At 71.7% G+C, this 22,629-nt stretch carries 25 protein-coding genes and 1 tRNA gene; 6 read left to right on the forward strand and 20 right to left on the reverse strand.

The genetic code is table 11. The features are described from left to right. Nucleotides 1–20 precede the first annotated feature (20 nt). Nucleotides 21–638 (forward strand): LysE/ArgO family amino acid transporter, encoded by a 618-nt coding sequence (locus J1M64_RS17450; protein WP_069389952.1) that lies wholly within the window; start codon nt 21–23, stop codon nt 636–638. Between the two features lie 133 nt (nt 639–771). Here the strand turns inward: J1M64_RS17450 and J1M64_RS17455 are convergent, their stop codons facing one another. The 4 genes from J1M64_RS17455 to glmU form a co-directional block, all read right to left on the reverse strand. Next, a complete protein-coding gene (locus tag J1M64_RS17455; protein ID WP_067713359.1) occupies nt 772–1,404 on the reverse strand; it encodes a 50S ribosomal protein L25/general stress protein Ctc in 633 nt (210 codons plus the stop codon). Between the two features lie 277 nt (nt 1,405–1,681). Beyond that, complete coding sequence (gene arsC / locus J1M64_RS17460; protein WP_067713362.1) at nt 1,682–2,041, reverse strand: arsenate reductase (glutaredoxin); 360 nt, start codon at nt 2,039–2,041, stop codon at nt 1,682–1,684. A gap of 1 nt (nt 2,042) precedes the next feature. Continuing rightward, a complete protein-coding gene (locus tag J1M64_RS17465; RefSeq protein WP_067713365.1) occupies nt 2,043–3,020 on the reverse strand; it encodes a ribose-phosphate diphosphokinase in 978 nt (325 codons plus the stop codon). Beyond that, nucleotides 3,017–4,513, reverse strand: a complete 1,497-nt coding sequence (gene glmU, locus J1M64_RS17470; protein WP_206474958.1) for a bifunctional UDP-N-acetylglucosamine diphosphorylase/glucosamine-1-phosphate N-acetyltransferase GlmU — start codon at nt 4,511–4,513, stop codon at nt 3,017–3,019. The genes J1M64_RS17465 and glmU overlap by 4 nt, the downstream gene beginning before the upstream one ends. 163 nt (nt 4,514–4,676) lie before the next feature. Between glmU and J1M64_RS17475 the strand changes: the two genes are divergently transcribed. After that, a complete protein-coding gene (locus J1M64_RS17475) occupies nt 4,677–5,960 on the forward strand; it encodes an MFS transporter (protein WP_206475043.1) in 1,284 nt (427 codons plus the stop codon). Here J1M64_RS17475 and J1M64_RS17480 read toward each other — a convergent pair. Beyond that, entirely contained in the window at nt 5,957–6,568 is a 612-nt protein-coding gene (locus J1M64_RS17480) for a flavodoxin family protein (protein ID WP_096907125.1), read from the reverse strand. The two genes, J1M64_RS17475 and J1M64_RS17480, sit on opposite strands and share 4 nt — an antisense overlap. Nucleotides 6,569–6,701: 133 nt before the next feature. On the opposite strand from J1M64_RS17480, the gene J1M64_RS17485 reads away from it, so the two are divergent. Together J1M64_RS17485 and J1M64_RS17490 are read left to right on the forward strand one after the other, a co-directional pair. Then, on the forward strand, nt 6,702–8,507 hold the full coding sequence (locus tag J1M64_RS17485) for a thiamine pyrophosphate-requiring protein (protein WP_206474959.1): 1,806 nt from the start codon (nt 6,702–6,704) through the stop codon (nt 8,505–8,507). Then, nucleotides 8,504–8,674, forward strand: coding sequence for a hypothetical protein (locus J1M64_RS17490; protein ID WP_167457817.1), 171 nt, complete (start codon nt 8,504–8,506; stop codon nt 8,672–8,674). Before J1M64_RS17485 ends, J1M64_RS17490 begins: the two co-directional genes overlap by 4 nt. Here the strand turns inward: J1M64_RS17490 and J1M64_RS17495 are convergent. Further along, a tRNA-Gln gene (locus J1M64_RS17495) sits at nt 8,675–8,746 on the reverse strand. A gap of 205 nt (nt 8,747–8,951) precedes the next feature. On the opposite strand from J1M64_RS17495, the gene J1M64_RS17500 reads away from it, so the two are divergent. Further along, nucleotides 8,952–9,623: a TetR/AcrR family transcriptional regulator gene (locus tag J1M64_RS17500; RefSeq protein WP_067713378.1), complete on the forward strand. Its 672-nt coding sequence runs from the start codon at nt 8,952–8,954 to the stop codon at nt 9,621–9,623. Between the two features lie 44 nt (nt 9,624–9,667). On the opposite strand, the gene J1M64_RS17505 is transcribed toward J1M64_RS17500, so the two are convergent. After that, nucleotides 9,668–10,234, reverse strand: a complete 567-nt coding sequence (locus J1M64_RS17505; RefSeq protein ID WP_206474960.1) for an HdeD family acid-resistance protein — start codon at nt 10,232–10,234, stop codon at nt 9,668–9,670. 117 nt (nt 10,235–10,351) lie between these two features. Between J1M64_RS17505 and J1M64_RS17510 the strand changes: the two genes are divergently transcribed. Continuing rightward, nucleotides 10,352–11,023 carry a TetR/AcrR family transcriptional regulator gene (locus J1M64_RS17510; RefSeq protein ID WP_206474961.1) on the forward strand — a complete coding sequence of 224 codons (672 nt, stop codon included), beginning with the start codon at nt 10,352–10,354 and terminating at the stop codon, nt 11,021–11,023. A 13-nt stretch (nt 11,024–11,036) separates the two neighbouring features. Here J1M64_RS17510 and J1M64_RS17515 read toward each other — a convergent pair whose 3' ends face one another. The 13 genes from J1M64_RS17515 to J1M64_RS17575 are packed head-to-tail and all read right to left on the reverse strand — an operon-like array spanning nt 11,037 to nt 22,498. After that, nucleotides 11,037–11,609: a trans-aconitate 2-methyltransferase gene (locus tag J1M64_RS17515; RefSeq protein WP_206474962.1), complete on the reverse strand. Its 573-nt coding sequence runs from the start codon at nt 11,607–11,609 to the stop codon at nt 11,037–11,039. Continuing rightward, nucleotides 11,606–12,397 carry a PIG-L deacetylase family protein gene (locus J1M64_RS17520; RefSeq protein ID WP_206474963.1) on the reverse strand — a complete coding sequence of 264 codons (792 nt, stop codon included), beginning with the start codon at nt 12,395–12,397 and terminating at the stop codon, nt 11,606–11,608. Before J1M64_RS17520 ends, J1M64_RS17515 begins: the two co-directional genes overlap by 4 nt. After that, nucleotides 12,394–13,440 (reverse strand): acyl-CoA dehydrogenase, encoded by a 1,047-nt coding sequence (locus J1M64_RS17525; RefSeq protein ID WP_374220868.1) that lies wholly within the window; start codon nt 13,438–13,440, stop codon nt 12,394–12,396. The genes J1M64_RS17520 and J1M64_RS17525 overlap by 4 nt, the downstream gene beginning before the upstream one ends. Nucleotides 13,441–13,467: 27 nt before the next feature. Beyond that, on the reverse strand, nt 13,468–14,202 hold the full coding sequence (locus J1M64_RS17530) for a glycosyltransferase family 2 protein (RefSeq protein ID WP_206474964.1): 735 nt from the start codon (nt 14,200–14,202) through the stop codon (nt 13,468–13,470). A gap of 6 nt (nt 14,203–14,208) precedes the next feature. Then, nucleotides 14,209–14,910 carry a vitamin K epoxide reductase family protein gene (locus tag J1M64_RS17535; RefSeq protein WP_069390289.1) on the reverse strand — a complete coding sequence of 234 codons (702 nt, stop codon included), beginning with the start codon at nt 14,908–14,910 and terminating at the stop codon, nt 14,209–14,211. A 23-nt stretch (nt 14,911–14,933) separates the two neighbouring features. Continuing rightward, a complete protein-coding gene (locus J1M64_RS17540) occupies nt 14,934–16,067 on the reverse strand; it encodes an MSMEG_0565 family glycosyltransferase (protein ID WP_206474965.1) in 1,134 nt (377 codons plus the stop codon). After that, nucleotides 16,058–16,912 (reverse strand): carbon-nitrogen hydrolase family protein, encoded by an 855-nt coding sequence (locus J1M64_RS17545; RefSeq protein WP_061913868.1) that lies wholly within the window; start codon nt 16,910–16,912, stop codon nt 16,058–16,060. The genes J1M64_RS17540 and J1M64_RS17545 overlap by 10 nt, the downstream gene beginning before the upstream one ends. Continuing rightward, nucleotides 16,912–18,375, reverse strand: a complete 1,464-nt coding sequence (locus J1M64_RS17550; protein WP_206474966.1) for an MSMEG_0567/sll0787 family protein — start codon at nt 18,373–18,375, stop codon at nt 16,912–16,914. Before J1M64_RS17550 ends, J1M64_RS17545 begins: the two co-directional genes overlap by 1 nt. A 4-nt stretch (nt 18,376–18,379) precedes the next feature. Further along, a complete protein-coding gene (locus J1M64_RS17555; RefSeq protein WP_132061754.1) occupies nt 18,380–19,456 on the reverse strand; it encodes an MSMEG_0568 family radical SAM protein in 1,077 nt (358 codons plus the stop codon). Then, complete coding sequence (locus tag J1M64_RS17560; RefSeq protein ID WP_206474967.1) at nt 19,453–20,736, reverse strand: MSMEG_0569 family flavin-dependent oxidoreductase; 1,284 nt, start codon at nt 20,734–20,736, stop codon at nt 19,453–19,455. The genes J1M64_RS17555 and J1M64_RS17560 overlap by 4 nt, the downstream gene beginning before the upstream one ends. After that, nucleotides 20,733–21,077 carry an MSMEG_0570 family nitrogen starvation response protein gene (locus J1M64_RS17565; protein WP_241261738.1) on the reverse strand — a complete coding sequence of 115 codons (345 nt, stop codon included), beginning with the start codon at nt 21,075–21,077 and terminating at the stop codon, nt 20,733–20,735. The genes J1M64_RS17560 and J1M64_RS17565 overlap by 4 nt, the downstream gene beginning before the upstream one ends. Nucleotide 21,078: 1 nt before the next feature. Continuing rightward, entirely contained in the window at nt 21,079–21,969 is an 891-nt protein-coding gene (locus J1M64_RS17570) for a carbon-nitrogen hydrolase family protein (protein ID WP_061913876.1), read from the reverse strand. A gap of 4 nt (nt 21,970–21,973) precedes the next feature. Next, on the reverse strand, nt 21,974–22,498 hold the full coding sequence (locus J1M64_RS17575; RefSeq protein WP_061913878.1) for an MSMEG_0572/Sll0783 family nitrogen starvation response protein: 525 nt from the start codon (nt 22,496–22,498) through the stop codon (nt 21,974–21,976). Nucleotides 22,499–22,629: the final 131 nt, after the last annotated feature.

The raw sequence follows: 22,629 nt of genomic DNA on the forward strand, positions 1-22,629 counted from the left end.
ACCGGGCCTACGGTGACGTCGTGACCGCTACTTCCACACTTCTCATGGGCGTCGGCATGGGCCTCGGGCTCATCGCCGCCGTCGGCGCGCAGAACGCCTACGTCCTCCAGCGTTCGATCCGTGGCGATGTGGCGATGGTTCCCATCGTGGCCTTCTGCGTGGTGTCCGAGGCCGCGCTCATCCTGCTCGGGGTGGCGGGCGTGGGGGTGCTCATCGAATCGGCGCCGGCGGCGATCACGGTCATGAAGTGGATCGGGGTCGTGTTCCTGCTGGCCTACGGGGCGTTCGCCGCGTCCCGCGCGATCCGGCCCGGCGACGGGTTGCAGGTCGACGGCAACGCGCGGGTCCCGTCGACGCTCGGGGCGCTGGCGGCGTGCGCGGCGTTCACCTGGCTCAACCCGCACGCCTACCTCGACTGCGTGGTGTTCCTCGGCACGCTCGCCAACCAACAGGGGACCGACCTGCGCTGGGTGTTCGCGGCTGGGGCCTTCATCGCGGGCGTGCTGTGGTTCTCGCTCATCGGGTTCGGTGGCAAGGCGTTGCGGGGGCTGTTCGCCAGGCCCGGGGCGTGGCGGGTGCTCGACGCCGGCATCGCCGTGATGATGCTGGTCCTGGCGATCGGCCTCGTCCGCGGCTGATGCCGAGCCCTCGGCGTGGAGGGGCCGGGCCGGCGAAATACGGGACGGGCCCGGCACGACGCTGTGGTCGTTCCGGGCCCGTGGCCGGGTGCCGCCGGTCAGGCGGCGTCCGCGTGATTCACGCGGGGGAGGATCAGCCCTCCTCGGCGGCCTTCGCGGCGTCCTCGGCGGCCTCGCCCTGGGGCGCAGCCTCCTCGTCGTCCTCGAGGTCGGACTCGGACGGCGCCTCGATGACGTTGACCAGCAGGGTCTCCGGATCGGAGACCAGGGTGGCGCCGGCGGGCAGCGTGATGTCGGCGGCGGTGAACTGGGTGCCGGCCTCGACGTCCTCCACCGAGAGCGTGAACTCCTCGGGGATGTCGGTGGCCTCGACCTCGATCTCGATGTAGTCGGCGTCCGTCGTGACCAGGGTGCCGGGGGCGGCCTCACCCTCGAGGACGACGTAGACCTCGACGACGACCTTCTCGCCCTTGCGCACGACGAGCAGGTCGGTGTGCTCGATGATGCGGGTCAGCGGGTGCACGTCGATCTGCTTGGGCAGCGCGAGCTGCTCCTCGCCCTCGATGTCGAGGGTGAGCAGGGAGTTGGTGCCGTGCGCGCGGAGCACGGCGGCGAACTCGAGCGCGTCGAGCAGCAGGTGGCGGGGCTCGGTGTGGTGGCCGTACAGCACCGCGGGGACCTTGCCCTCACGACGGGCGCGGCGGGCGGAGCCCTTGCCGAACTCGGTGCGGGTGGAGGTCTTGAGGTTGTTGATTTCCTTGGCCATGATCGCCTTTTCGTCGGGTGGGAGAGCGGGACGCCCTACGGGTGATGACCTCCTCGGCGATCGAGACGATCGCCGGGCCGGTCCACCGGGACCACGCCGACAATGATCGCGTCGATAACGGAGTGACCCGGGTTGATGCGGGTCCTCCCTCGCCGAGATGACCCGACCAGCCTAGCGCCGAGGGGTGCGGGGCCCAAAATCGCAGCGAACCCGCCGCTCCCGGACAAGGGTGCGGCGGGTTCGGACGCGGCGACGGCGCACCGTCAGCGGCGGGGCGTCAGAGGATCTCCTCGACCGCCGCCGTGGGACGCGCGAGGCGGGTGCCCTTGTCGGTGACGACGAAGGGCCGCTCGATGAGCCGGGGATGGGCGACCATCGCCGCGAGCAGGTCGTCATCCGAGGCGTCGATGAGGCCGAGCTCGGTGAACTCGGCTTCCTTGACGCGCACCGCCTCCCGCACCGTCAGGCCGGCGTCGGAGATGAGGGTGCGCAGCTGCTCGACGTCCGGGGGAGTGTCGAGATACTTGATGACCGTCGGCTCCACACCCCGCTCGCGGAGCAGCTCCAGCGCCTGCCGGGACTTGGAGCAGCGGGGGTTGTGGTAGATCGTGGCGCGCCCCGCCGGGTCCGCGGTCATGTCAGGCGTTCCCGTTGAAGAGGCTGGTCACCGACCCGTTCTCGAAGACCTCGTGGATGGTCCGGGCCAGCAGCGGCGCGATGGACAGCACGGTGAGGTTCTCGAACCGCTTCTCCGGCGGGATCGGGAGCGTGTCGGTGGTGATGACCTCCTTGGCCCCGCAGTTGGCGAGACGCTCGGCGGCCGGATCGGAGAAGATGCCGTGGGTGGTGGCGATGATGACGTCGCCGGCACCGGCGTCCTTGAGGACCTTGACGGCGCCGGCGATGGTGCCACCGGTGTCGATCATGTCGTCCATCAGGACGCAGGTCTTGCCCTCCACGTCACCGACCACGCGGTTGGACTTCACCTGGTTGGGCACGTTGGGATCGCGGGTCTTGTGGACGAACGCGAGCGGCGCGCCGTCGAGGGCGTCGGCCCACTTCTCGCCCACCTTGACGCGGCCGGCGTCGGGGGAGACCACGACGATGTTGTCCGTCCCGTAGTGCTGCCGGACGTAGTCCGAGAGCTGGCCCTGGGCGTGCATGTGGTCCACGGGACCGTCGAAGAAGCCCTGGATCTGGTCGGTGTGCAGGTCGACCGTGATGATGCGGTCCGCGCCGGCGGCCTTGAGCAGGTCCGCGATGAGACGGGCCGAGATCGGCTCGCGGCCGCGGTGCTTCTTGTCCTGCCGCGCGTACGGGTAGAACGGCAGGACAGCGGTGATCCGCTTGGCGCTTCCCCGCTTGAGCGCGTCGATCATGATGAGCTGCTCCATGATCCACTTGTTCAGCGGCGCCGGGGCACTCTGCAGCACGAACGCGTCACAGCCGCGGACGGACTCCTCGAAGCGGACGAAGATCTCGCCGTTGGCGAAGTCCCTGGCGGTCTGGGGGGTGACCTCGACGCCCAGTTCGGCGGCGACCTGGTCGGAGAGTTCGGGGTGCGCGCGCCCCGCGAAAAACATCAGGTTCTTCTGGTTGTCGATCCACTCGCTCACTGCGTGAGTCCGTCCTTCTGGGTGTCGTTCCGGGCACGACGGGCGGCCTCTGCAGAACCGGAATCGGGCCGGTTCTCTATCACCCAGTCGTCGATGTTCCTCTGCCGTCCGCCCGAGACCGCGAGGGCTCCGGGTGGGACGTCGTCCTTGATCACGGTACCCGCGCCCGAATAGGCCCCGTCTCCGACGGTCACAGGTGCGACGAACATGGTGTCCGAACCGGTGCGGCAGTGATCGCCGATCACTGTACGGTTCTTGTTCACCCCGTCGTAATTGACGAACACGCTCGACGCCCCGATGTTGGTGTGCTCGCCGATCGTCGCGTCGCCCACGTAGGTCAGGTGCGGCACCTTGGTGTTCGCCCCGATCGTCGACTTCTTGACCTCGACGAACGTGCCGATCTTGCTCCGTTCGCCCAGGTCCGCCTCGGGCCGCAGGTAGGCGAACGGGCCCACCTCCGCGCCAGCCCCGATTGTGGCGCGCACCGCATGTGAACGCACGACCGTGGCACCCTCGCCGACCACCGTGTCCTGCAGCGTGGTGTCCGGTCCGACGGTCGCACCGTCGCCGATCTCGGTGGCGCCCGTCAGATGGGTGCCCGGCAGGATCGTCACGTCGCGGCCCGTGGCCACGCCCACGTCGAGCCACGTGCTGGACGGGTCGACGATCGTCGCGCCGCCCCGCATCGCCGACTCGCAGAGGCGACGGTTCATCTCGCCGGCCAGGGCTGCGAGCTGCACGCGATCATTGACGCCCGCGACCAGATCGGGGTCCTCGACACGGTGCCCGCGGATGAGGCCGTTGTCGCGTCGCGCGAGCTGGATGACGTCGGTGAGGTACAGCTCGCCCTGCGAATTGTCCGTGCCCAGCTGCCCGAGCTTGTCCCGCAGGACGAGGGCGTCGAAGGCGTAGATGCCGGAGTTGACCTCGTCGATCGCCCGCTCGTCCTCCGAGGCGTCCTTGTGCTCGACGATCCGCAGCACCTCGCCGTCGTCGTTCCTCACGATGCGGCCGTACCCCGTGGGGTCGGGCGCCGTCGACGTCAGGACGGTGACCGCGGCGCGCGGTCGCAGGTCGTGGCGCGTCACGACCTCGCGCAGGGTGTCGGCGTCGAGCAGGGGGATGTCCGAGGTGGTGACGAGCACGGTGCCCGAGAAGTCGGCAGGCAGTCCCGACATGCCGGCCGCCACGGCGTCGCCCGTCCCGTTCTGCTCCTCCTGCACCGCGGTGGAGACCGGAACGCCGAGCTCGGCCGACAACTCGTCGACGGCCGCCGAGACCTGGTCGCGCTGATGGCCGACGACCACGACGATCGCGTCCGGTTCGAGTCCCGCCGCGGCGTGCAGTGCGTGGCCGAGCATCGTCCGCCCGCACACCCGGTGCAGCATCTTGGGCGTGGCGCTCTTCATGCGGGTGCCGGAGCCGGCGGCCAGGACGATGACCGCGGTCTGCGTGTGTTCGGGCGCTGAACGGTCGGTCTCGGGTGTGGTCATCAAGTCTCCTCGGCGCGCGGCGCGCACGGTGGTGGTGATGGATGGGTCCGGGTACGTCCGGCGAGCGGACAGGGTCCCAAGGCGGACAGAGCCCCAAGGATAGAGGGTGACTCCGACGATTCGAACCGTCTTGAGGCGGAGTAGCCTGCCCCGCGTGTCAGTCCTGAGGCGCCAGTTGGCGGATACGCGGCCACTGCGGCAGCCGGACTTCCGCAGGTTGTGGCTCGCCAACATCGTCACGGTCATCGGGGCGCAGTTGTCGATCGTCGCGGTGCCGCAGCAGGTCTTCGAGATCACCCGCAGCTCTGCGTATGTGGGGCTCACCGGCGTGTTCGCGCTGGTGCCGCTCGTGGTGTTCGGCCTGTGGGGCGGTGCGCTGGCCGACGCCCTCGACCGGCGTCGCCTGCTCATGGTCACCACCACCGGGCTGATCGTGACCTCACTGCTGTTCTGGGCGCAGGCCGCGGCGGGCAACCGGAACGTGTGGGTGGTGATGATGCTGCTGTCGGTGCAGCAGGCGTTCTTCGCGGTCAACCAGCCCACCCGCTCGGCGATCATCCCCCGGATCGTCCCCTCCGACCAGCTGGCCTCCGCCTCGGCCCTGAACATGACCGTGATGCAGTTCGGGGCGATCGTCGGGCCCCTGTCCGCGGGCATCCTCATCCCGGTCCTGGGACTGTCCACGATGTACCTGTTCACCGCCGTCGCGCTGCTGGCCACCCTGTACGCGGTGTTCCGGCTCCCGCCGCAGCCGGTGGCGGGGGAGCGGGGATCGGTGGGGCCGCGGTCGGTGATCGACGGGTTCGCCTACCTGGCCACCCGCCGCATCCTCCTGGCCTCGTTCCTCGTGGACATCGTCGCGATGGTCTTCGGCATGCCGCGGGCCCTGTTCCCGCAGATCGCCACCGAGTCCTTCGGCGACCCCGCGACCGGCGGGACCGCCCTCGGTCTGTTGTTCGCCGCGATGAGCGTGGGCGCCGTGGCCGGCGGGGTGTTCTCCGGGTGGATCCCGCGCGTACGCAGGCAGGGCCTGGCGGTGCTGGTGTGCGTGGCGCTGTGGGGCGCGGCGATGGTCGCGTTCGGGGTGTTCGTGGGCGCGGCCTCGCCCGGCGGCTCCGCGTGGTGGCTGTGGCTGGCGCTCGCCGCGCTGGCGTTCGGCGGAGCCGTCGACATGATCTCGGCCGCGTTCCGCCAGGCGATCCTGCTGGATTCGGCCACCGACGAGATGCGCGGCCGTCTGCAGGGCGTGTTCATCGTGGTCGTGGCCGGTGGCCCGCGGATCGGCGACGTCGCGCACGGCGTGGCGGCGGCCTCGGTCGGCACGGCGGTCGCCGCGTCGGGTGGTGGCGTGCTGGTGGTGATCGGCGTGGTGATCTGCGCGATCGCTTTCCCGGCGTTCTTGCGCTACACCGTCCGCAGCGCGGTCGAGCGGAGCACCAAGGGTTAGACCGCCGGGTACTGCTCGCGGCGCAGGAACCGCGCCAGGTGCACCGCGTTGGACGACAGCGTGGTGATGGTCGAGGCCACGGCCGACGGCGTGGAGTCGAGGTCCTTGTAGTCCACCGGGTTCATGGCCTCGTTGTTCCAGTAGGTGCAGCCCTGCGCCGGGATCGTGAACCCGATGTCGTTCAGGCCCTGGAACATGTCGGCGACGATCTTGTGCGCGCCGTCCTCGTTGCCCACCACCGCGACCACGGCGACCTTGCCGAACATCGCGGGACGGCCCTCGTCGTCGGCGGCCGACAGTTGCGCGTCGAGACGCTCCAGCACCCGCTGCGCGATGCTGGACGGATTGCCGAGCCACGTCGGCGTGGACAACACGAGGACGTCGGCGGTTCGGACCTTCTCGAGGATGGCGGGCCACTCGTCGCCGTCGCCCATGTCGTCGTCGACCCCCGGACGGACGTCGAAGTCCGCGACCCGGACGGTCTCCCCGGTCACGCCGTGACCGGCGAGTTCGTCGAGGACCTGCCGGGCGATGAGGTCGCTGCTCGACTCGGCGGGCGAGGCCTTGAGCGAGCACACCAGGGCGAGTGCCTTGAGATCGGTGTCCATGCCCGGACGATAGGTCCACCCCACCCGCCGGACAACCGGTTCCGCGGGCCCGCGCCACCATGACCGGTGGAGGGCCGCGGGTGCGCCCCCTACGGTGGGGCCACTACGGCTGACGAGCGGAAGGGGCACGCGTATGACCACGGACAGGACGGTGGCCGACCTCGTCGTCGAACGACTGGTGGCCTGGGACGTCGAACGGATCTACGGCTACGCCGGAGACGGCAACAACCCACTGCTCGGCGCGTTGCAGCGCGCCGAGATCGCCCCGACGTTCGGGCGGGCCCGCCACGAGGAGTCGGCGGCGTTCATGGCGGTGGCCGACGCCAAGTACTCGGGCGCGGTCGGGGTGATGACCTCCACGCAGGGCCCCGGCGCGATACACCTGCTCAACGGCCTGTACGACGCCAAACTCGACAGCGTGCCCGTGGTGGCGCTCGTCGCGCAGCAGCACACCAGCGTGCTCGGGTCGGGCTACCAGCAGGAGATCAACCTCGGCAACGTCTTCGCGGACGTGGCCGGGCCGTACCTGCAGACGGTGTCGACGGCCGAGCAGGCGCCCATGGTGATCGACCGGGCGTTCCGCTCCGCGTTGACGCACCGGACCCCCGTCGTCGTCATCCTTCCCCACGACGTGCAGAACGCCGAGTCCCCGGAGCTGGGCGAGGACCTCGACCAGGAGCACGGGGTGGTGGTCACCGCCCCCGAATGGACCCACGGGGTCACCACCCCCCGCGACGACGACGTGGCGCGCGCCGTGGAGGTGCTCGACGCGGGGGAGCGGATCGCGATCCTGGCCGGGCGCGGCGTCGCCGGTGCGCAGGCGGAACTGATGGAGCTCGCCGAGCGCCTGGACGCCGGCGTGACGATGAGCCTGTTGGGTAAGCCCTACGTGGACGAGTCCTCGCCGTTGGTGGGCGGGACCATGGGCCATCTGGGGACGACGGCGAGCGCGCGCATCCTCCAGAACTGCGACACCCTCCTCATCGTCGGATCGAACGACCCCTGGACCGAGTTCTACCCGGAGCCCGGGCGGGCGCGGGCCGTGCAGATCGACCTCGACCCGGTGCACCTGGCCAACCGGTATCCGATCGAGGTCGGCATGGTGGGCGACGCCGCGGCCGCACTACGCGAACTCACCGGACGCGTGGCCGACCGCGACCGCTCCGCCTGGCGCGGCGACGTGGAGAAGTGGGTGGGGCAGTGGTGGGAGATCTCCTGCATGCGCTCCGAGGTGCCGGCGCGCGGGCTGAACCCGGAGCTGGTCGCGCGGCGACTGGGCGAGCGCCTGCCCCACGATGCGCGGCTCGCCGTGGACGTGGGCAGCAGCGTCTACCACTACGTCCGACAGATCAGCCTGCCGACGACCGTCCCTGCGCACCTGTCGAGCACGCTGGCGTCGATGGGCTGCGGGATCCCGTACGCGATCGCCGCCAAGGCCACCGCGCCCGCCAAGCCCGTCGCGGTCCTGGCCGGCGACGGGGCAATCCAGATGCTGGGGATCAACGAGCTCATCACCGTCTCCGAGGCGTGGCCGAGCTGGGAGGACCCGACGATGGTGATCGTGGTGCTCAGCAACCGGGACCTGGCGGAGGTGAGCTGGGAGCAGCGCGAGAGCGAGGCCCAGCCGCGGTTCGCCCGGTCGCAGGACGTGCCGCCGTTCGACGTGGCCGGTTACGCCGAGCTGCTGGGGCTGCGCGGGGTGCGCGTGGACGACCCCGACCAGCTCGTTCCCGCCCTGGAGGAGGCGTTCCTCGCGGACCGGCCGACAGTGATCGATGCGATCACCGACCCGGACATGCCGTTGCTGCCGCCGTTCCCGCACGGTAGGGAGATGGCGGAGTCGATGCGTACGGGCCTGCTAGCGGAGGGTGCTGCCGGAGAGCACGCCCTCGAGCTGCTGGAGGCCTACGCCCGGATGGAAGAGGAGCGATTCACGTGACCGGAACGAACGTACCCGGGCAACCCGGGCAGGACCCGGCCTTCCAGCCCGATGCCGAGGTGGAGAAGAAGCCGCGGCGCGCACGGCAACCGGCGTTGGCGGTGTTCGCGATCATCGCGATCCTGTTGCTGGTGCTGGCCGTGGGGATCTTCGGCGGGATCTTCTAGCTCCCCCGCCAGGACTCGAACCTGAAATGCCTGAACCAAAATCAGGAGTGTTGCCGATTACACCACGGGGGAACGGCCCGCGAACGGGCCGTCACCAGTCTGGCACATGAGATCGGGCCCATCGGTGCGCACCTGCGCACCGATGGGCCCTGGCCGCCGTGAGCAGCAGTGTTGCCGCCGGTCGGGGGGGAGCGGAATTCGCGCGTGGCTATCCTCGGGGTATCAGAAAAAGGGGTGGGGCATGACGGGCGTGGGCGTACCGACACCGAGGACCAGGATGTCCGCCGCCAAGCGGCGGCAGCAGCTGGTGGAGGTCGGCCGACGGATCTTCGCCGAGAACGGCTACGACGCCGCGACGGTGGAGGACATCGCCGCCGCGGCGGGGGTGTCCAAGCCGGTGGTCTACGAGCACTTCGGAGGCAAGGAGGGGCTCTACGCGGTCGTGTGCGACCGCGAGCTCGCCTACCTCGGCGCGGAGATCACCGAGGCGCTGCAGGGCGAGGGGTCGCGGCGGCGCATCGAGCGCGCGGCGATGGCGCTGCTGCGCTACGTCGAGGAGCGCACGGACGGCTTCCGCATCCTTGTGCGCGAATCGTCCCCGGTGGGTGGGGGCTCGTATTCGACCCTGCTCAACGACGCCACCGCCAGCGTGACCTACATCCTCGAGGAGGAGTTCGTCGCCCGCGGGTTCGACCCCATCACCACCAGTGTGTACGCGCAGGCCCTGGTCGGGATGGTCTCCGGGACCGCCCAGTGGTGGCTCGACGCCCGCACGCCGCCCAAGGAAGAGGTCGCCGCGCACATCGTCAACCTCTGTTTCAACGGCCTCTCGCATCTCGATCCCTCGCCGACGCTCGAGGTCGACGTCCTCGAGAAGTACAGCGGGCCGAGTCACCCCGGTGGCACACCGCAGGGCCGCGACATGCGCCCGGGGCCCGGAAGCCCGTAGTAGGTCGCTCCCCGGCCCTTGCCGGGGGCTGAGGGTGGCGCGGTTCAGGCTGCGACGGCCACCCGGCCATCGAGCCGGTCGGAGTCGGCGCGGAGTCGGAACGCCACGGCGGCCATGACCGCGCCGACGGCGAGACCGAACCAGCCGGCGAAGGTGACGACCGTGTCGACCGCCGCCGGGCCCACGACGCCCAGCCCGAGTCCCACCACCGCCAGCACGACACCGAGCGTCACCATGACCCACGAGTCGGGGATCTCGGAGCGCAGGGTCTGGGCTCCGTAGGCGACGAGGGCGCCGGAGGCCACCAGCCAGGCGGCGAACAGCAGGATCAACGCGGTGGCCGAGATGCCGGGCCAGAACAGGACGACCAGCCCGAGAATCATGAATCCGGCGCCGGCGAGGATGAGGCCACCGCGGCCGGGGGTCCGTTCCGGGAGTGCCACTCCGGTCGTCATGGTCATGGCGCCGTCACCGATGGCGAAGGCCGCCACGAGGAACACCGCGAGCGTCATGCCCGTGGTGGGGGAGGCCAGTGCGGTCGCGCCCAGGGCGATCGCCAGTGCTCCGCGGATGAGTTGGACCCACCAGTTCCGGGTCAGTGATTCGATCATTTCTCCACCTTTCCTGCGCTGGCGTCTGCCGTCGCGCGGTACTGTAGTGATCACTACAGTAAGTCTGATCCGGGGCGATTCGCAATGAGTCGCCGGACACAGGGAGCGGGGGAGCGGATGGCGGGGAAGCCAACGGGGTCCACTGGCAGGCGCACCCGCGCCAAGGGCCGGGAGTCCCGGCGCCGGATCATCGAGGCGGCCGCCGAGGTGGCCGGTGAACGCGGGTATGAGGGGACCTCGATCGCGCAGGTCAGTAAGGCGAGCGGGCTCCCGGCGAGCTCGATCTACTGGCATTTCGCGGACAAGGACGCACTGCTGGCGGCGGTAGTCGAGGAGAGCGTCGAGCTGTGGCTGGGCCAGGTCACCCGCGGGGAGGGCGAAGCCCTGCGGGAGCGCGTGACCGCCTTCTGTCTGGGCGTGGCCCGGACGTTCCGCGAGTCCCCGGACTTCCTCCGGCTGGGCCTGATGCTGGCGCTGGAGCAGCGTCCCGTGGAGCCGGCCGCCCGGGGAATCTATCTGCGTCTGCGCGGGGACGCCCTGGAGCGCATCGCGGCGGAGTTCCGGCGGGTCCGTCCGCGGCTACCCGAGGCGGATGCCCGGGTGCTCGCCACCTATGCCCTCGCCGGAGGCGATGGGATCTTCCTCGCGTCCCTGACCGGGGACGCCGACGTCACGGAGCTGTTCCGGCTCCACACCGAGGCGATCGTGCACCTCGTCTCTCGAGCCGAGGCCGAGGCGCCGGCTTCGGAGCCGCAGCCGCAGCCGCAGCCGCAGCCGAAGGCGGACTAGTTGCAGCCGGCCATCAGGTGCGACGGAAGACCTCGAGGAGGAAACGCTCCTCGCGATGGTGGACGAGCCGCGTGAGGTCGGTGCGGCGTGCGAGTGCGGCGTGGACGTCCTCGCCGTGGCAGGCGTGGTCGTCCGACTGACCCAGCCAGTGGCAGGCCGCGACGGTCCCACCGGGTTCGGCCAGCTGCAGCAGCGCGGTGAGCAGGTCGTCGAGTCCGTCGACCGGCGTGTAGTAGAGGAACTCCGAGAGCACCAACAGGTCGCAGGACCGCCCGGGCCACGGGTCCAACGCGTCGGCGGTGCGCACGTGCACGTGGTCCAACCCCGCGCGGTCGATGCGCGCGCGGGCCTGCTCGGCGGCGGTGTCGACGACGTCCACCGCGTGCACCTCGTCGCAGTGCTCGGCGAGCATCTCGGTGAGCACCCCCACCGAGCAGGCGGGCTCGAAGCACACGCGGTACCGCTGTTCGGGGAGAGAGGCGACGAGGAGCCCGTAGCGCCGCAGTTCGTACCACGAGCCGGCGAAGTCCCAGGGGTCTGCCGACCCGGAGTACATCTCCTCGAAGTAGTGGCCCGGGGTGCTCACCAGAACACCGTCTCGGAGCGCGTGACCAGGCGGTCGAGGATCCAGTCGGGCAGGATCGCCTCGTCCCCCGGCCGATCGGACAGCGGAGCGACCTGGGTGACGAACTCCGCCACCGCCGCCTGCTTGGCGGCGAGCTCGGCGTCGGTGAGCACGACGCGACGCCGCCGGTCCCAGGGCACGCGCCGATCGCCGGGCTCGGCCCAGTGCCAGGTCCACACCGGGTACTCCGCCAGTCGCGCTCCGGTGGCGGCGCAGGCCCGGGCGGCCGCGCGTCCGGAGGCCTCGTGATCGGGGTGGCCGTCTCCGCGCCACGTGCTGAGCACCACGCAGTCCTCGCCGGGGACGTCACCGATCGCCTCGGCGATCGCGTCGGCCAGACGCGTCTCGTGCCCGCGGACCCCGCCGTCCGGCAGTCCGATCCGCACCGGCTCGGGAAGGCCCAGGGCCGCGCAGGCGCGCCGGCTCTCGGAGATCCGCAGCGCGGTGAGCCGCGCGGGCGTCACCGTGGGGGAGTCGGGGTGCGAGGCGTCGCCGTCGGTGACGGCCACGATCACCACCTCCACCCCGGCTGCGGCGAACCGGGCGGCGGTGACGCCCACGCCGAGGATCTCGTCGTCGGGATGCGGCGCGACCACGACCACCCGCCGGACCCCGGACGGAACGGTCAGCTCCGGGTCGGCGGTACGCCCGCCGAACCAGGCGTCCCAGGCGGCGTGGGTAGTGCCGCGGTCGTCGAGCCCGATGCCGGTCCAGTGGGTGGAACCGCCCTCGGCGGGATCGGTGGTCATCGCGCCCACCCGCCGTGGGTGCGGGCGGTGGCGCCCAGCCCGGCGAGGTCACGCTCGGCGTGGAACTGCCGGATGTACACCTCGGCGTCGAGGACGTTCTGCCCGTGGCGCGGGTCCATCGCGAGCGGTCCCGGGCCGAGCGCCCGGCCGACACGCCGGATGGTCTCGTCCACCGCGGCCTCGACCATCGCCCGCACGCGCACGGCCCGGTGGCGCGCGACGGTGAGGTCGGCGCCGGGTCCGTCGCGATCGACTTCCGCGGCGGCGGCGTCCAGCGCCCACGACGCCCCTCCCAAGGCCACGTCCACGGCGCCGAGGTGGGCCAGCGCGTGGGGGTCGACGTCGGGCCGGGTCGCCCGCGCGAGCAGGGGCCGGGCCACGGCGATCCCGGCGCCCAGCCAGCAGGCGGCAACCCCGATCCCACCGTGCCAGAACCCGGCCCGCTCGAGGTAGGAGCGGTGGTCCCCGACGGAGCGGGCCGGCACGTCGGTGAATTCGACGGAGGTGGTACGGCTGCCCGCCATCCCCGGGTGCGCCCAGCCGCCCGCCCGGGGCGCGACACCGGGCTGACGCAGGTCGACGGCGAAGAGGCGCGGCTCGTCGTCGTCGAACGCGGTGACCAGGGCGTGCGTGCACACGTCGCCGCCGGAGCACCAGGCCTTGACCCCCTCGAGTACCCACCGGCTGCCCGAGCCACCGTCTGAACCACCGCCCGAGCCACTGCCCGAGCCTCCGCCCACGCGCCGGGCGCGGAGCACGGGCGTCGGCGGTTCGGCCGCCCAGACGCCCCACAGTTCGTTGCGCCCCACGCGGGTGCCGGAGATCTCGGCGAGGATCGCGTCGGCGTCGGCGTGGGCCTCGACCAGGCGGCCGGCGGAGACGTCCCGGGTGCACATCGCGGTGAGCTCGGACCATCTCGTCCGGGTGTCGCCGCGGGCGGGCAGGGGCAGGTCGGCGCGGCCGGCGCGGACCCATTCGCGGGCCAGGTCGGCGGACGAAGCGGCGTCCGGGGAGCCGCCGGGGGGCACGTCAGTGTTGCTCACGGGGCCTCCTTGCTCGCGGACACGCGGTCATGACGCGGTGGTCCCTGCGCTGGCGGCGCGTTCGGTCGCGGCGCTCTCCGTGGCGGCGAGGTGACCGGCGAAGCCCCCGGGGGCGCGCGCGGTCCGGCGGGCCGAGGTCATCACCGGCGCGGCGGTGGACCACGCCACCGTCCGTCCGGCCTCCTGCGCGCGCCGGACCAGCTGGACGTCCTCGTGGACAGGGAGCGGGTCGAAGCCGCCGAGCTGCCGGTAGGCGCGGGCGGAGATGCCGATGTTGGCGCCGTGGATGTGCCGGTGGCCGGGGCCCGGGTGGTAGCCCTCGAGGTAGCTCAGCCGGGTGGCGGGGGTCCAGTCCGACCAGTCGTCGACCGCGATCAGGCCCGCCACCACGTCGGCGCCGGAGCGGGCGACCGCCAGCTGGTCGGTGAGCCACGTGCGGGGCACGCGGGAGTCGGCGTCGGTGGTCGCGTACCAGCGCCGCGAGGGGGACGGCACGGAGCCGGGCGACGACGATGAGGGCCGCCGCAGCGAGTCGAACCCGCGCGCGCGGGCGATGCCGACGTTGTGGGCGCTCGTCCGCACGATCCGGGCCCGGCCCCGCGCGATCTCCTCGGTGGCATCGCGGCAGGAGTCCAGCACGACCGTCACGGTCACCGGGACCGGGGTGGCGGCGGTGCAGTCCTCGAGCGCGTCGAGGCAGCCCGCCAGCAGGTCCTGCTCATCGTGGGCGGGGATCACGACGTCGACCCCGGTGTACTCCACGGCCGGTCAGAGGTTGGCGAAGAAGTCGGCCCAGTAGAAGTCCCAGAACGCCCACAGGATGACCCCGGCCACCGCGAGGTACCAGACCACCACGGGCACCAGGTGCCACCGCTGCAGTGCGCGCACCCACCGCGCCCGGGTGAGCTTGGCCAACACGTGCAGCAGCGTGTACCAGAACATGGGGATGGTGGCCGCCCACACCACCATGCACCACGGGCACAGGACCCGGATCTGGAAGATCGACTGGTAGGCCAGCCAGTGGACGAATCCGGCGGCGAACGTCAGCCCGAGCAGCGCACCCACCCAGTACCAGCGCGGGAACCGCACACCCGTGGCGGCGGCGACGCCGATCGCGATCACGATGCCGAACCCGATCAGCCCGATGAACGGGTTGGGGAACCCGAACGCCGCCCCCTGCTCGGAGTTGATGACGCTCTTGCAGCTCATGAGAATGGAGAAGTTGCACGCCGGCGTGTAGTCCGGGTTCTCCAGCAGCCGGATCTTGTCCAGGCTGAGCTCGAACGACGCGACCAGCGCGAGGGCCGAGCCGAGGGTGAGGAGCACGCCGATCCACCGGTCGGTGAACACGCGCGCGCCGATCGTGTCGGGGGCGGCGTCGTCGGCGGTGGCCGCGGCGGGGGAGATCGTCACCGGGCCCGCGGGGGCGCCCGTGGGGTCGTCGTGGGGGGCGTCTGAGGTCTCGCGCATGCGGCAAGCATACCGATGGCCGATCAGCCCGCGCGCTCCTGCGACGGTGGACGCTGCCCTTGGTGGCCGCGGGAGTGGTCGGCGTAGAACCGCATGTGCACTGCGGCCGCCGCGTCCCAGGTCAGCGAGGCGGCCAGAGTGCTGCCGTCCCGGGCCCTGACGGGATCGGGGGAGAGTGCCGACTCCAGGCGGTCGGCGAGCTCAGGGATGGACGCGGCGTACTCCACGCAGGTGCCGAACACCTCTCGGAGGATCGGCAGGTCGCGGGCGACCACCGGCCGGCCGGCCGCGAGCGCCTCCATGGCGGCCAGCCCGAAGCCCTCCTTGGTGGAGGGGAAGGCGAAGACGTCGCACGCCGCGACGAGGCCTGGCAGGTCTCCCTCCGGTACCACCCCGAGGACGACGGGGTCGATCCCCAGCTCCACGCACCGCCGGTCGAAGCGCGCGCGGTAGTCGCGGTAGTCGAACAGGGTCTCCCCGCCGGCAAAGACGAGCGAGAGGTCCGGACGCCTCCGGCGCATCAGCGCGAACGCCTCGAGGAGATCGATGCTGCCCTTGCGGGGTTCGATGCCGCCGACGGCCAGCACGTACGGGCCGAGGTCGCTGCGCCACCGTTCGCGGGCGGAGACCGCCCCGGCCCCCGGGCCAGCGACCTGCGCGAAGCGGGCGTGGTCCACGCCGTTGGGGATCACCGTGGGGGACAGTCCCCACCCCCGCCGGACCTCGGTGGCGACGGCGTCGGAGACGCACACGTGCGCGTAGGGGGTGGTGATGGCCTTCTCGTGGCAGTCCACCAGTACGGGGGTGGTGAAGTCGTCGAGGTGGTGGATGGTGCGGATGCACCGGCCGACGGCGTTGGCGCTGATGCAGTCCTGGGCGTGGACGATGTCGAAGCCGTCCGGATCGACGAACTCGCGCAGGGTGGCGATCGAGCGCACGATGCGGTCGGTGACGGACTCGCCTGGGCGATCCGGGAACGGTGCGAGACGGACAGTGACGGCGGGGTCGACCTCTCGGAAGAAGCCGGCATCCGCGCCGCGGGCCAGCGAGTACACCGTCACGGCGGCTCCGGTCCGGGCCAGCGCCTCGGCCAGGTGCAGGGTGTGGACCACGCCTCCGCGCGGTCGGGTCGAGTAGGTGAGCAGGGCTATGCGCACGGCGGGTCCCCTTGCGGTGGCGGCGTGTAGGTCTCGGGTCGTCGCTCCGCGAGGTGGTTGAGGACCCTCCTTGATCGGCGGAGCTTCGTGTCGAGGTCCACCTCGACCCTCGCGATCCCGCCCTTGGACCGGGTGGCCGCGAGGACCTCGCCGCCGGGCCCCACGACCTTGGCCTGGCCGAGGAAGCGGAGGGAGCCCATGACTCCGGTCTGGTTGGAGGCCACCACGAACACCTGGTTCTCGGCGGCCCGCGCGCAGTCGTAGAGGTCGAACAGCCGGGATTGACGGTCCGCGGGGAGTCGCGCGGCGCGGTCGGTCACGCTGGCGGGCCACGCGGACAGGGTGGCCACCACCTGGGCGCCATCGAGGGCGAGCGATCGCGCCGACTCGGGGAAGGTCTTGTCGTAGTCGATGAGCATCCCCAGGCGCCCGACCGGGGTGTCGAACGCGCGGAACGTCTCCCCGGCGGCGTAGTGGGTGCCCTCGTCCACGGGCTGGTGGACCTTCCGGTGGACGCCGAGCACCCCGTCGCCGGTCAGGCAGACGGCGGTGTTGTAGCGCGTCCCGTCTCCGGCCTCGGTGTACCCGATGCAGACGGTCATGTCCCCCGCGGCGGCGGCGATGGCGGCCAGCTCCGGGCCGTCGGGATCGAGCGCCGGCGGGAGGGTCTCGGTCGAGGGCGAACGCAGGTCGCCGAGGTAGCCGCCGAGGGTCGCGTGCGGGAAGACGAGCAGGTCCACGCCGTCGCGGGCGGCGGCGTCGATGATCCCGACGGCCTTGCCGACGCACCGCGGGAGATCCCGTCCGAAGTTCCCGGCCAGCGCCCCCAGGGTCACCGTGCGCATCAGGCGGGGCCCAGCCCCGTGACGGTGCCGGCGACGGCGACGGTCACCTCGCCGTCGGGCCACCGCAGCCTCACCCCGGGCTCGGCGGTGAGGCGACCGCACGCCGCGCTGACCGCCGGCCCCGCGGGTGACGGGGCGGGGGCACGGTCCGTGGTGAGCATGGCGTAGCCCGGGAAGCAGGTGAGCCAGGCGCCGACGCTCGCCCCCCGGGGGCGCGGAATCGCAGCGACGTCGAGTTGGGCACCGGTCCCGGAGGCCTCGGCCAGCATTCCCGCCGTGCCGACGATCCCGGCCATGCTCACGTCCTTGGCGGCGGCGGGTGCGATCTGCGCCACGTGCCCGGAGAGCAGTCGAAGCTCCTCGGAGGTCCGGCTGCTGGAGGAGTCCCACTGCCGCTCGTGGTAGCCCGGGCGCCAGGAACCACCGAGGTCTGCGGTGAGGGACAGGGTGTGGCCGACGCGCCCGCCTCCGGCGGGGACCGGCCGGGAGGTGCGCCCGAGCGCGGTCACCGACAGCGCGGACGGGACACCGACCTGCGTGTGGCCGCCGAGCACGGGTACACCCCAGGCCGCGGCGGCCGCGGCCACGCCCTTGACGATCCGCTCGAGATGGGAGCTGGTCGGCGCGGCGACGGCGTCCAGCAGCCCCACGGGGTCGGCGCCCATGGCCGAGAGATCGCCGAGGTTGACCAGGACCGAACACCACCCCGCCCACTCGGGGTCACGCTCGACCATCGAGGGGAGGATGGCGTCGCACGCCGCGATGAGATCGGTGCCCGGCACCGGCGCCCCGTCGTCACCGCGGAACCCGGTCGCACCGAGGCCACCGGGCTGCCCGGCGAACGGGGACAGGAGTCCCGACAGCAGGGACTTGGTGGAGTCGGCGAGGCGCTGGATCCGGTCGACCGGCCACCTCATCCGGCGGTGGGCGCGACCGGCGACGACCGGCCCCGCCCCGGTGTCGACCCACCCCAGGGAGGTGAACAGCGGCGAGTAGCGGTCCTGGACGGTGGCGTCGAACCGCAGCACACCTCGGGCCTCCACGTGCGCGCAGGCGGAGCGGATCAGGGCTGGGCCGATGCCGCCGGAATGGGCAGTGTCGGCCACGACGAGTCGGCTGCCGGACCACCACCCGATGTCCGGCTGCGCGCACGGCGCGATCCGGACGCCGCCGAGGACCGTGCCGTCGGGGGCGACGGAGACGAGCACCAGAGTGCGGGGATCGGAGTCCACCTCGTCGAGGTCGCTCACGGTGAAGAGCCCCTGGCGGAGTACGAACTCCTCGTGCCGGAGCCGGTGGTAGGCGGCGACGGTACGTGGATCCTCGGCGATCCGCACCACCGGGCCCGGCTCCGCGCGGCGGCCTCCCGCGAGGAGGGACGCGGCGGCCGAGCCCAGGACGGACTCCGCCGTGCGGGTCCGGCCCGAAAGGGCGGGGCCGGTGAGGTCTCGGATTTCGAGCATCGTCTCAGCCCCCGACCGACTGCAGCACGCTGCACGCCCCGCACGCCGCGCAGCCGGCGCGCTGGTCGGCCCCGGCCATCCCGATGCGCCCCAGGTGCGCGCCCACCTCGCGGCTGATGTACTCCACGCGTCGCTGATCGGGGGCGGGTGCCCCGTCGACGTCGACGGCCAGCGTCCCCGACTGGGGGCGGTACGGGACGATGAACGGATAGACGCCCGACTCGGCCAACTCCTTGGCCCCGGCGATCATCTCGTCGGGGTCCTCGCCGAGTCCCACGAGCAGGTAGGTCGAGACCTGGTTGCGTCCGAACACGCGGACCGCCTCGTCCCACGCGGCCCGGTACTCCGCCAGGGGCACTGACGACTTGCCGGGCATCCACCGCCGGCGGGCGTCGTCGTCGAGCGACTCGACGTGGATGCCGATCGCGTCGGCACCGGCGTCGCGGAGGTCGGTGAGGACCGCCAGGTCGGCGGGTGGCTCGCACTGGACCTGGATCGGCAGCTCCGGGACCGCCTTTTTGACGGCGCGGACGCAGCGGGCCAGGTGGGCGGCTCCGCGGTCGCGGCCCGCCGAGGTCCCGGTGGTCATGACCATCTGGGTGATCCCGTCCAGGTCCACGGCGGCACGGGCGACCTCGGCAAGTTGCTCGGGTTGCTTGACTGGCACCGTCGTGCCCGCGCGCAGCGACTCCTCGATCGAGCAGAACCGGCAGCGCTCCTCCCGGCGGTAGCGGATGCAGGTTTGCACCACCGTCGTGGCCAGGACGTCCCGGCCGTGGAGGCGCGCGATCTTCTCGTAGGGCACCCCGTCGGAGGTCGTGCGGTCGTAGAACCGGGGTCGGCCGATCGCGGAGATCTCCAGCCCGGTGTCGACGCCGTCACGCAGGACCCGGTCGCCGTCGAAGACGAAGGGGCTGTCGGGATTGCGGGGGATCGCCGCGTCGCGCCCGGAGACGACGAGGTGCCCGTCGTCGCTGGGTCCCGCGCCCCCACTGCGGTGCAACGGAGGGGTGCCCCGGATGCCGAGGAGGGCCAGGTCGACCCGGGTCGAGGTGGATGCCCCGGTGGTGGAGGTGGTCATGATGCCTGTTCCTCTCTGGTGGCGTGACTGCGGGCGATGATGCCCTCGGCCAGGTGGGCCGCGTCGCGGTCGATGCCGAGAAAGCGGCCGGAGCCCCAGGTGTGCATCCAGGGCAGGCCGATGAACGACAGGCCGGGGACCTCCGTCACGCCGCGGGTCTGCATGGGGTGGCCGGCGCCGTCGAACGCGCTGGCCTCGATCCAGCGGTAGTCGGGCCGGTAGCCGATCGCCCAGATGATCGTGGTGATGCCCTCCGCGGCGAGGTCGAGTGACGTCGGGTCGGCCTCGGGCGCCCACACCGGCTCGTACCGCGACGGCGGCGGGGCGTCGATCCCGTGTGCGTCGATGTGTCGGTCGATGTCCGCGCAAATGGAGTTGTACACGCGGTCCGCGGAGTCCAGGGCGTCGCTCAGCGTCGGAGCGAAGCGCAGCCCGGAGTCCCGGCCCGAGGTGAGCGTGCCGTACAACCGCATGCCCTCTGCGGCGAAGCGCCGCAGGTCCACATCGCGTCCGCCGTCGCGGCCGGTGACGTAGTGGTTGGTCTTCTCTTGCGCGGCTTTGCCTCCGGGGTACTGCTGTGCTGGGGTGTCGTACAGGCCCATGTCCGCGAGCCAGGTCATGCAGTCCCGGCCCCGGTAGAACCGCGCGACCCGCGGGGCGCCCCCCACGGCCAGGTGGACCCGGCGCCCGGCCAGGTGCAGGTCCTCGGCGATCTGAGCGCCGGACTGGCCGGAGCCCACCACAAGGACCGCGCCCTCGTCCAGCTGATCGGGGTTGCGGTATTGCTCGGAGTGCAGCTGCGTCACCGCGGGGTCGAGGAACGAAGCGTAGGGCGGGATCACGGGGACCGGGTAGCCGCCGGTAGCCACCACCACCTCGTCCGCGGTGATGGTCCGCTCGCCGATCGGTCCGGCGAGGGTCACCTCGAAGCCGGTGCCGGTCCGGCGGAGCCGGGTGGCCGCCGTGTGCTCGGCGAGCGGCGGGTCGAAGGTCTCCAGCCACCCGTGCAGCCACTCGACCACCTGGTCGCGGGTCATGAACCCGTCGGGATCGGGGCCCTCGTAGTGGTAGCCCGGCAGTCGGCAGTGCCAGTTGGGCGTGACGAGCGTGAACGAGTCCCACCGGGTGTCGGCCCAGGCGTGGACGGCGGTCTGCTTCTCCACCACCAGGTGGTCGACACCCGCAGTGCCGAGGTGGTGGCTCACCGACAGTCCGGCCTGGCCGCCGCCGATGACGAGCACCGGGACATGGGCGACGGGGGAGACCTGCGTGGGGTTCATGGGTGCTCCTGGGGGTCCGGGGCGACGGATCGGAGGTCCGGCGCGGGGGGCTGGGACGCGGAAGGCAGCGGGGGGTGCATGGAGACGACCTCGACGAGGGCGTCCCCGGGGTGGACCCGGGACGCGGAGGCCACCTGGGCGGCGGTGTCCGCAGCGGAGCTACACAGGAAGCCGTAGCGCGCGCGGACCCGCTCGCCCGCCTCGGTGAGCCCGTCGGTGGCCCGGCGGCGGAACTCGGCCACGCTGAGGCGGTCGCCGACAGTGAGGTGATCGTGGATCACCAGACTGGGGGAGTAGTAGTCCCGGACCGTCCCGTCGGGCCACCGGACGGCGAAGCTCATCTCAGGCACTGGCGAGCGTCCTCTCCTCGGCCGGGTCGCTGACCTCGACCAGCGACCCGTAGACGTCGGGGCGCCGATCGCGCAGGTGGAACATCCCGGCGCGCATGGCCGCGAAGGTCCCCGCCACGTCGACCTCGGCGACCGCCAGGCCCTCGTCGAGGGTGGTGGTGGCCAGGATGTTCCCGCCGGGGTCGACGATCTTGGCGTTGCCGACATACCGCAGGGACCCGAAAGTCCCCGCCTGGTTGGAGGCCACCCAGAACACCTGGTTGTCCAACGCCCGTGCGGAATCGAAGAGGTTGAACCGGTAGGTCCAGCGGTCCTCCTGGAGGTTGGCGGCGGTCGCGGTACGTGCCGCCGGCCACGCGGACAGGGAGGCGATGATCTCGGCGCCCTGCAGTGCCATGACGCGCGCGGCCTCGGGGAACGCCTTGTCGTAACAGATCTGCAGGCCCACCCGCCCGACCGGAGTGTCGAACACCCGGTAGTCGCCGCCGGAGGCGTAGGACATGTTCTCCCCGAGGGGCTGGTGCACCTTGCGGTAGGTGCCGTAGACGCAGGTTCCGTCGAGGACAGCGGCCGCGTTGTAGCGGCTCACCCCGTCGTCGTCGAGTTCGCAGAACCCGATGGCCACCACCAGGTCTCCGATGATCTCCTGCACGCGGGCGATCTCGGGGCCGTCGAGTCGGATGGCGGGGGGCAGCGAGCCGGCGGTGGAGACGGTGTCACCGTGGTTGCCGAGGCTCGAGAGGTAGCCCCCGATGGCTGCCTCGGGAAAGACCAGGAAGTCGACGCCGCTCTCGCGGGCGATCCCCGTGTAGTGGGCGATGGTCCGGTAGTTCTCTTCCAGGTCGCGGCCGAAGTTGGCGGCGACCGAGCCGATGGTCGTCATGACGTCAGACCATGTAGGTGGAGTTGATGATCGCGCCCTTACGGGCGTAGTGGATCAGGGCGTCCTGCACGTCGAGCGGGTGCGCGGGAATCACGCCCTCGATCAGGTCCTCCTCGCGACCGCCGTGGAGTCCGAGCCCGAAGCGGCAGCAGAACACCGTCCCGCCCTCGGAGATGAACGACTCGAGGGACTCGTTGATGTTCTGCTCGCCGGGGAAGCCGGAGTCCCCGGTGGTCGGGAATCCGCGGGTGGCCAGGCAGTTGATCGCGCCGGGCCCGTAGAAGTAGATGGCCGACTCGAATCCCTTGCGCAGCGCGCGGGTGGCCTGGAGGACGGCGACGAAGGAGACGGAGGACTCGTGTGCGATGCCATGCACGAGCGTGAAGTACGACTCCCCCTCCTCGGCCTTGTAGTCCGGGAAGATCTTGGTGCCGCCGTAGATGTTGGTGCCCTTGGGCAGCGACGGGTGCGGGATCTCCTTGAGGGAGGCGGCGATGTTCTCGGTGATGGTGGTGTCGAACTCGGGCATGGTCGGCTCCTCGGGGACGAGGCCACCGGAGGGGTTCCGGTGACATGGCAGCGAGTACACGCCCGCACCGTTACCGTTGCGTGTCGGTCTGTTACCGGGTGGTTGCGATTGGAACAACGCATCCGTCGCCG

Source organism: Dietzia sp. KRD202 (genome assembly GCF_017168155.1).
GTDB lineage: Bacteria > Actinomycetota > Actinomycetes > Mycobacteriales > Mycobacteriaceae > Dietzia > Dietzia kunjamensis.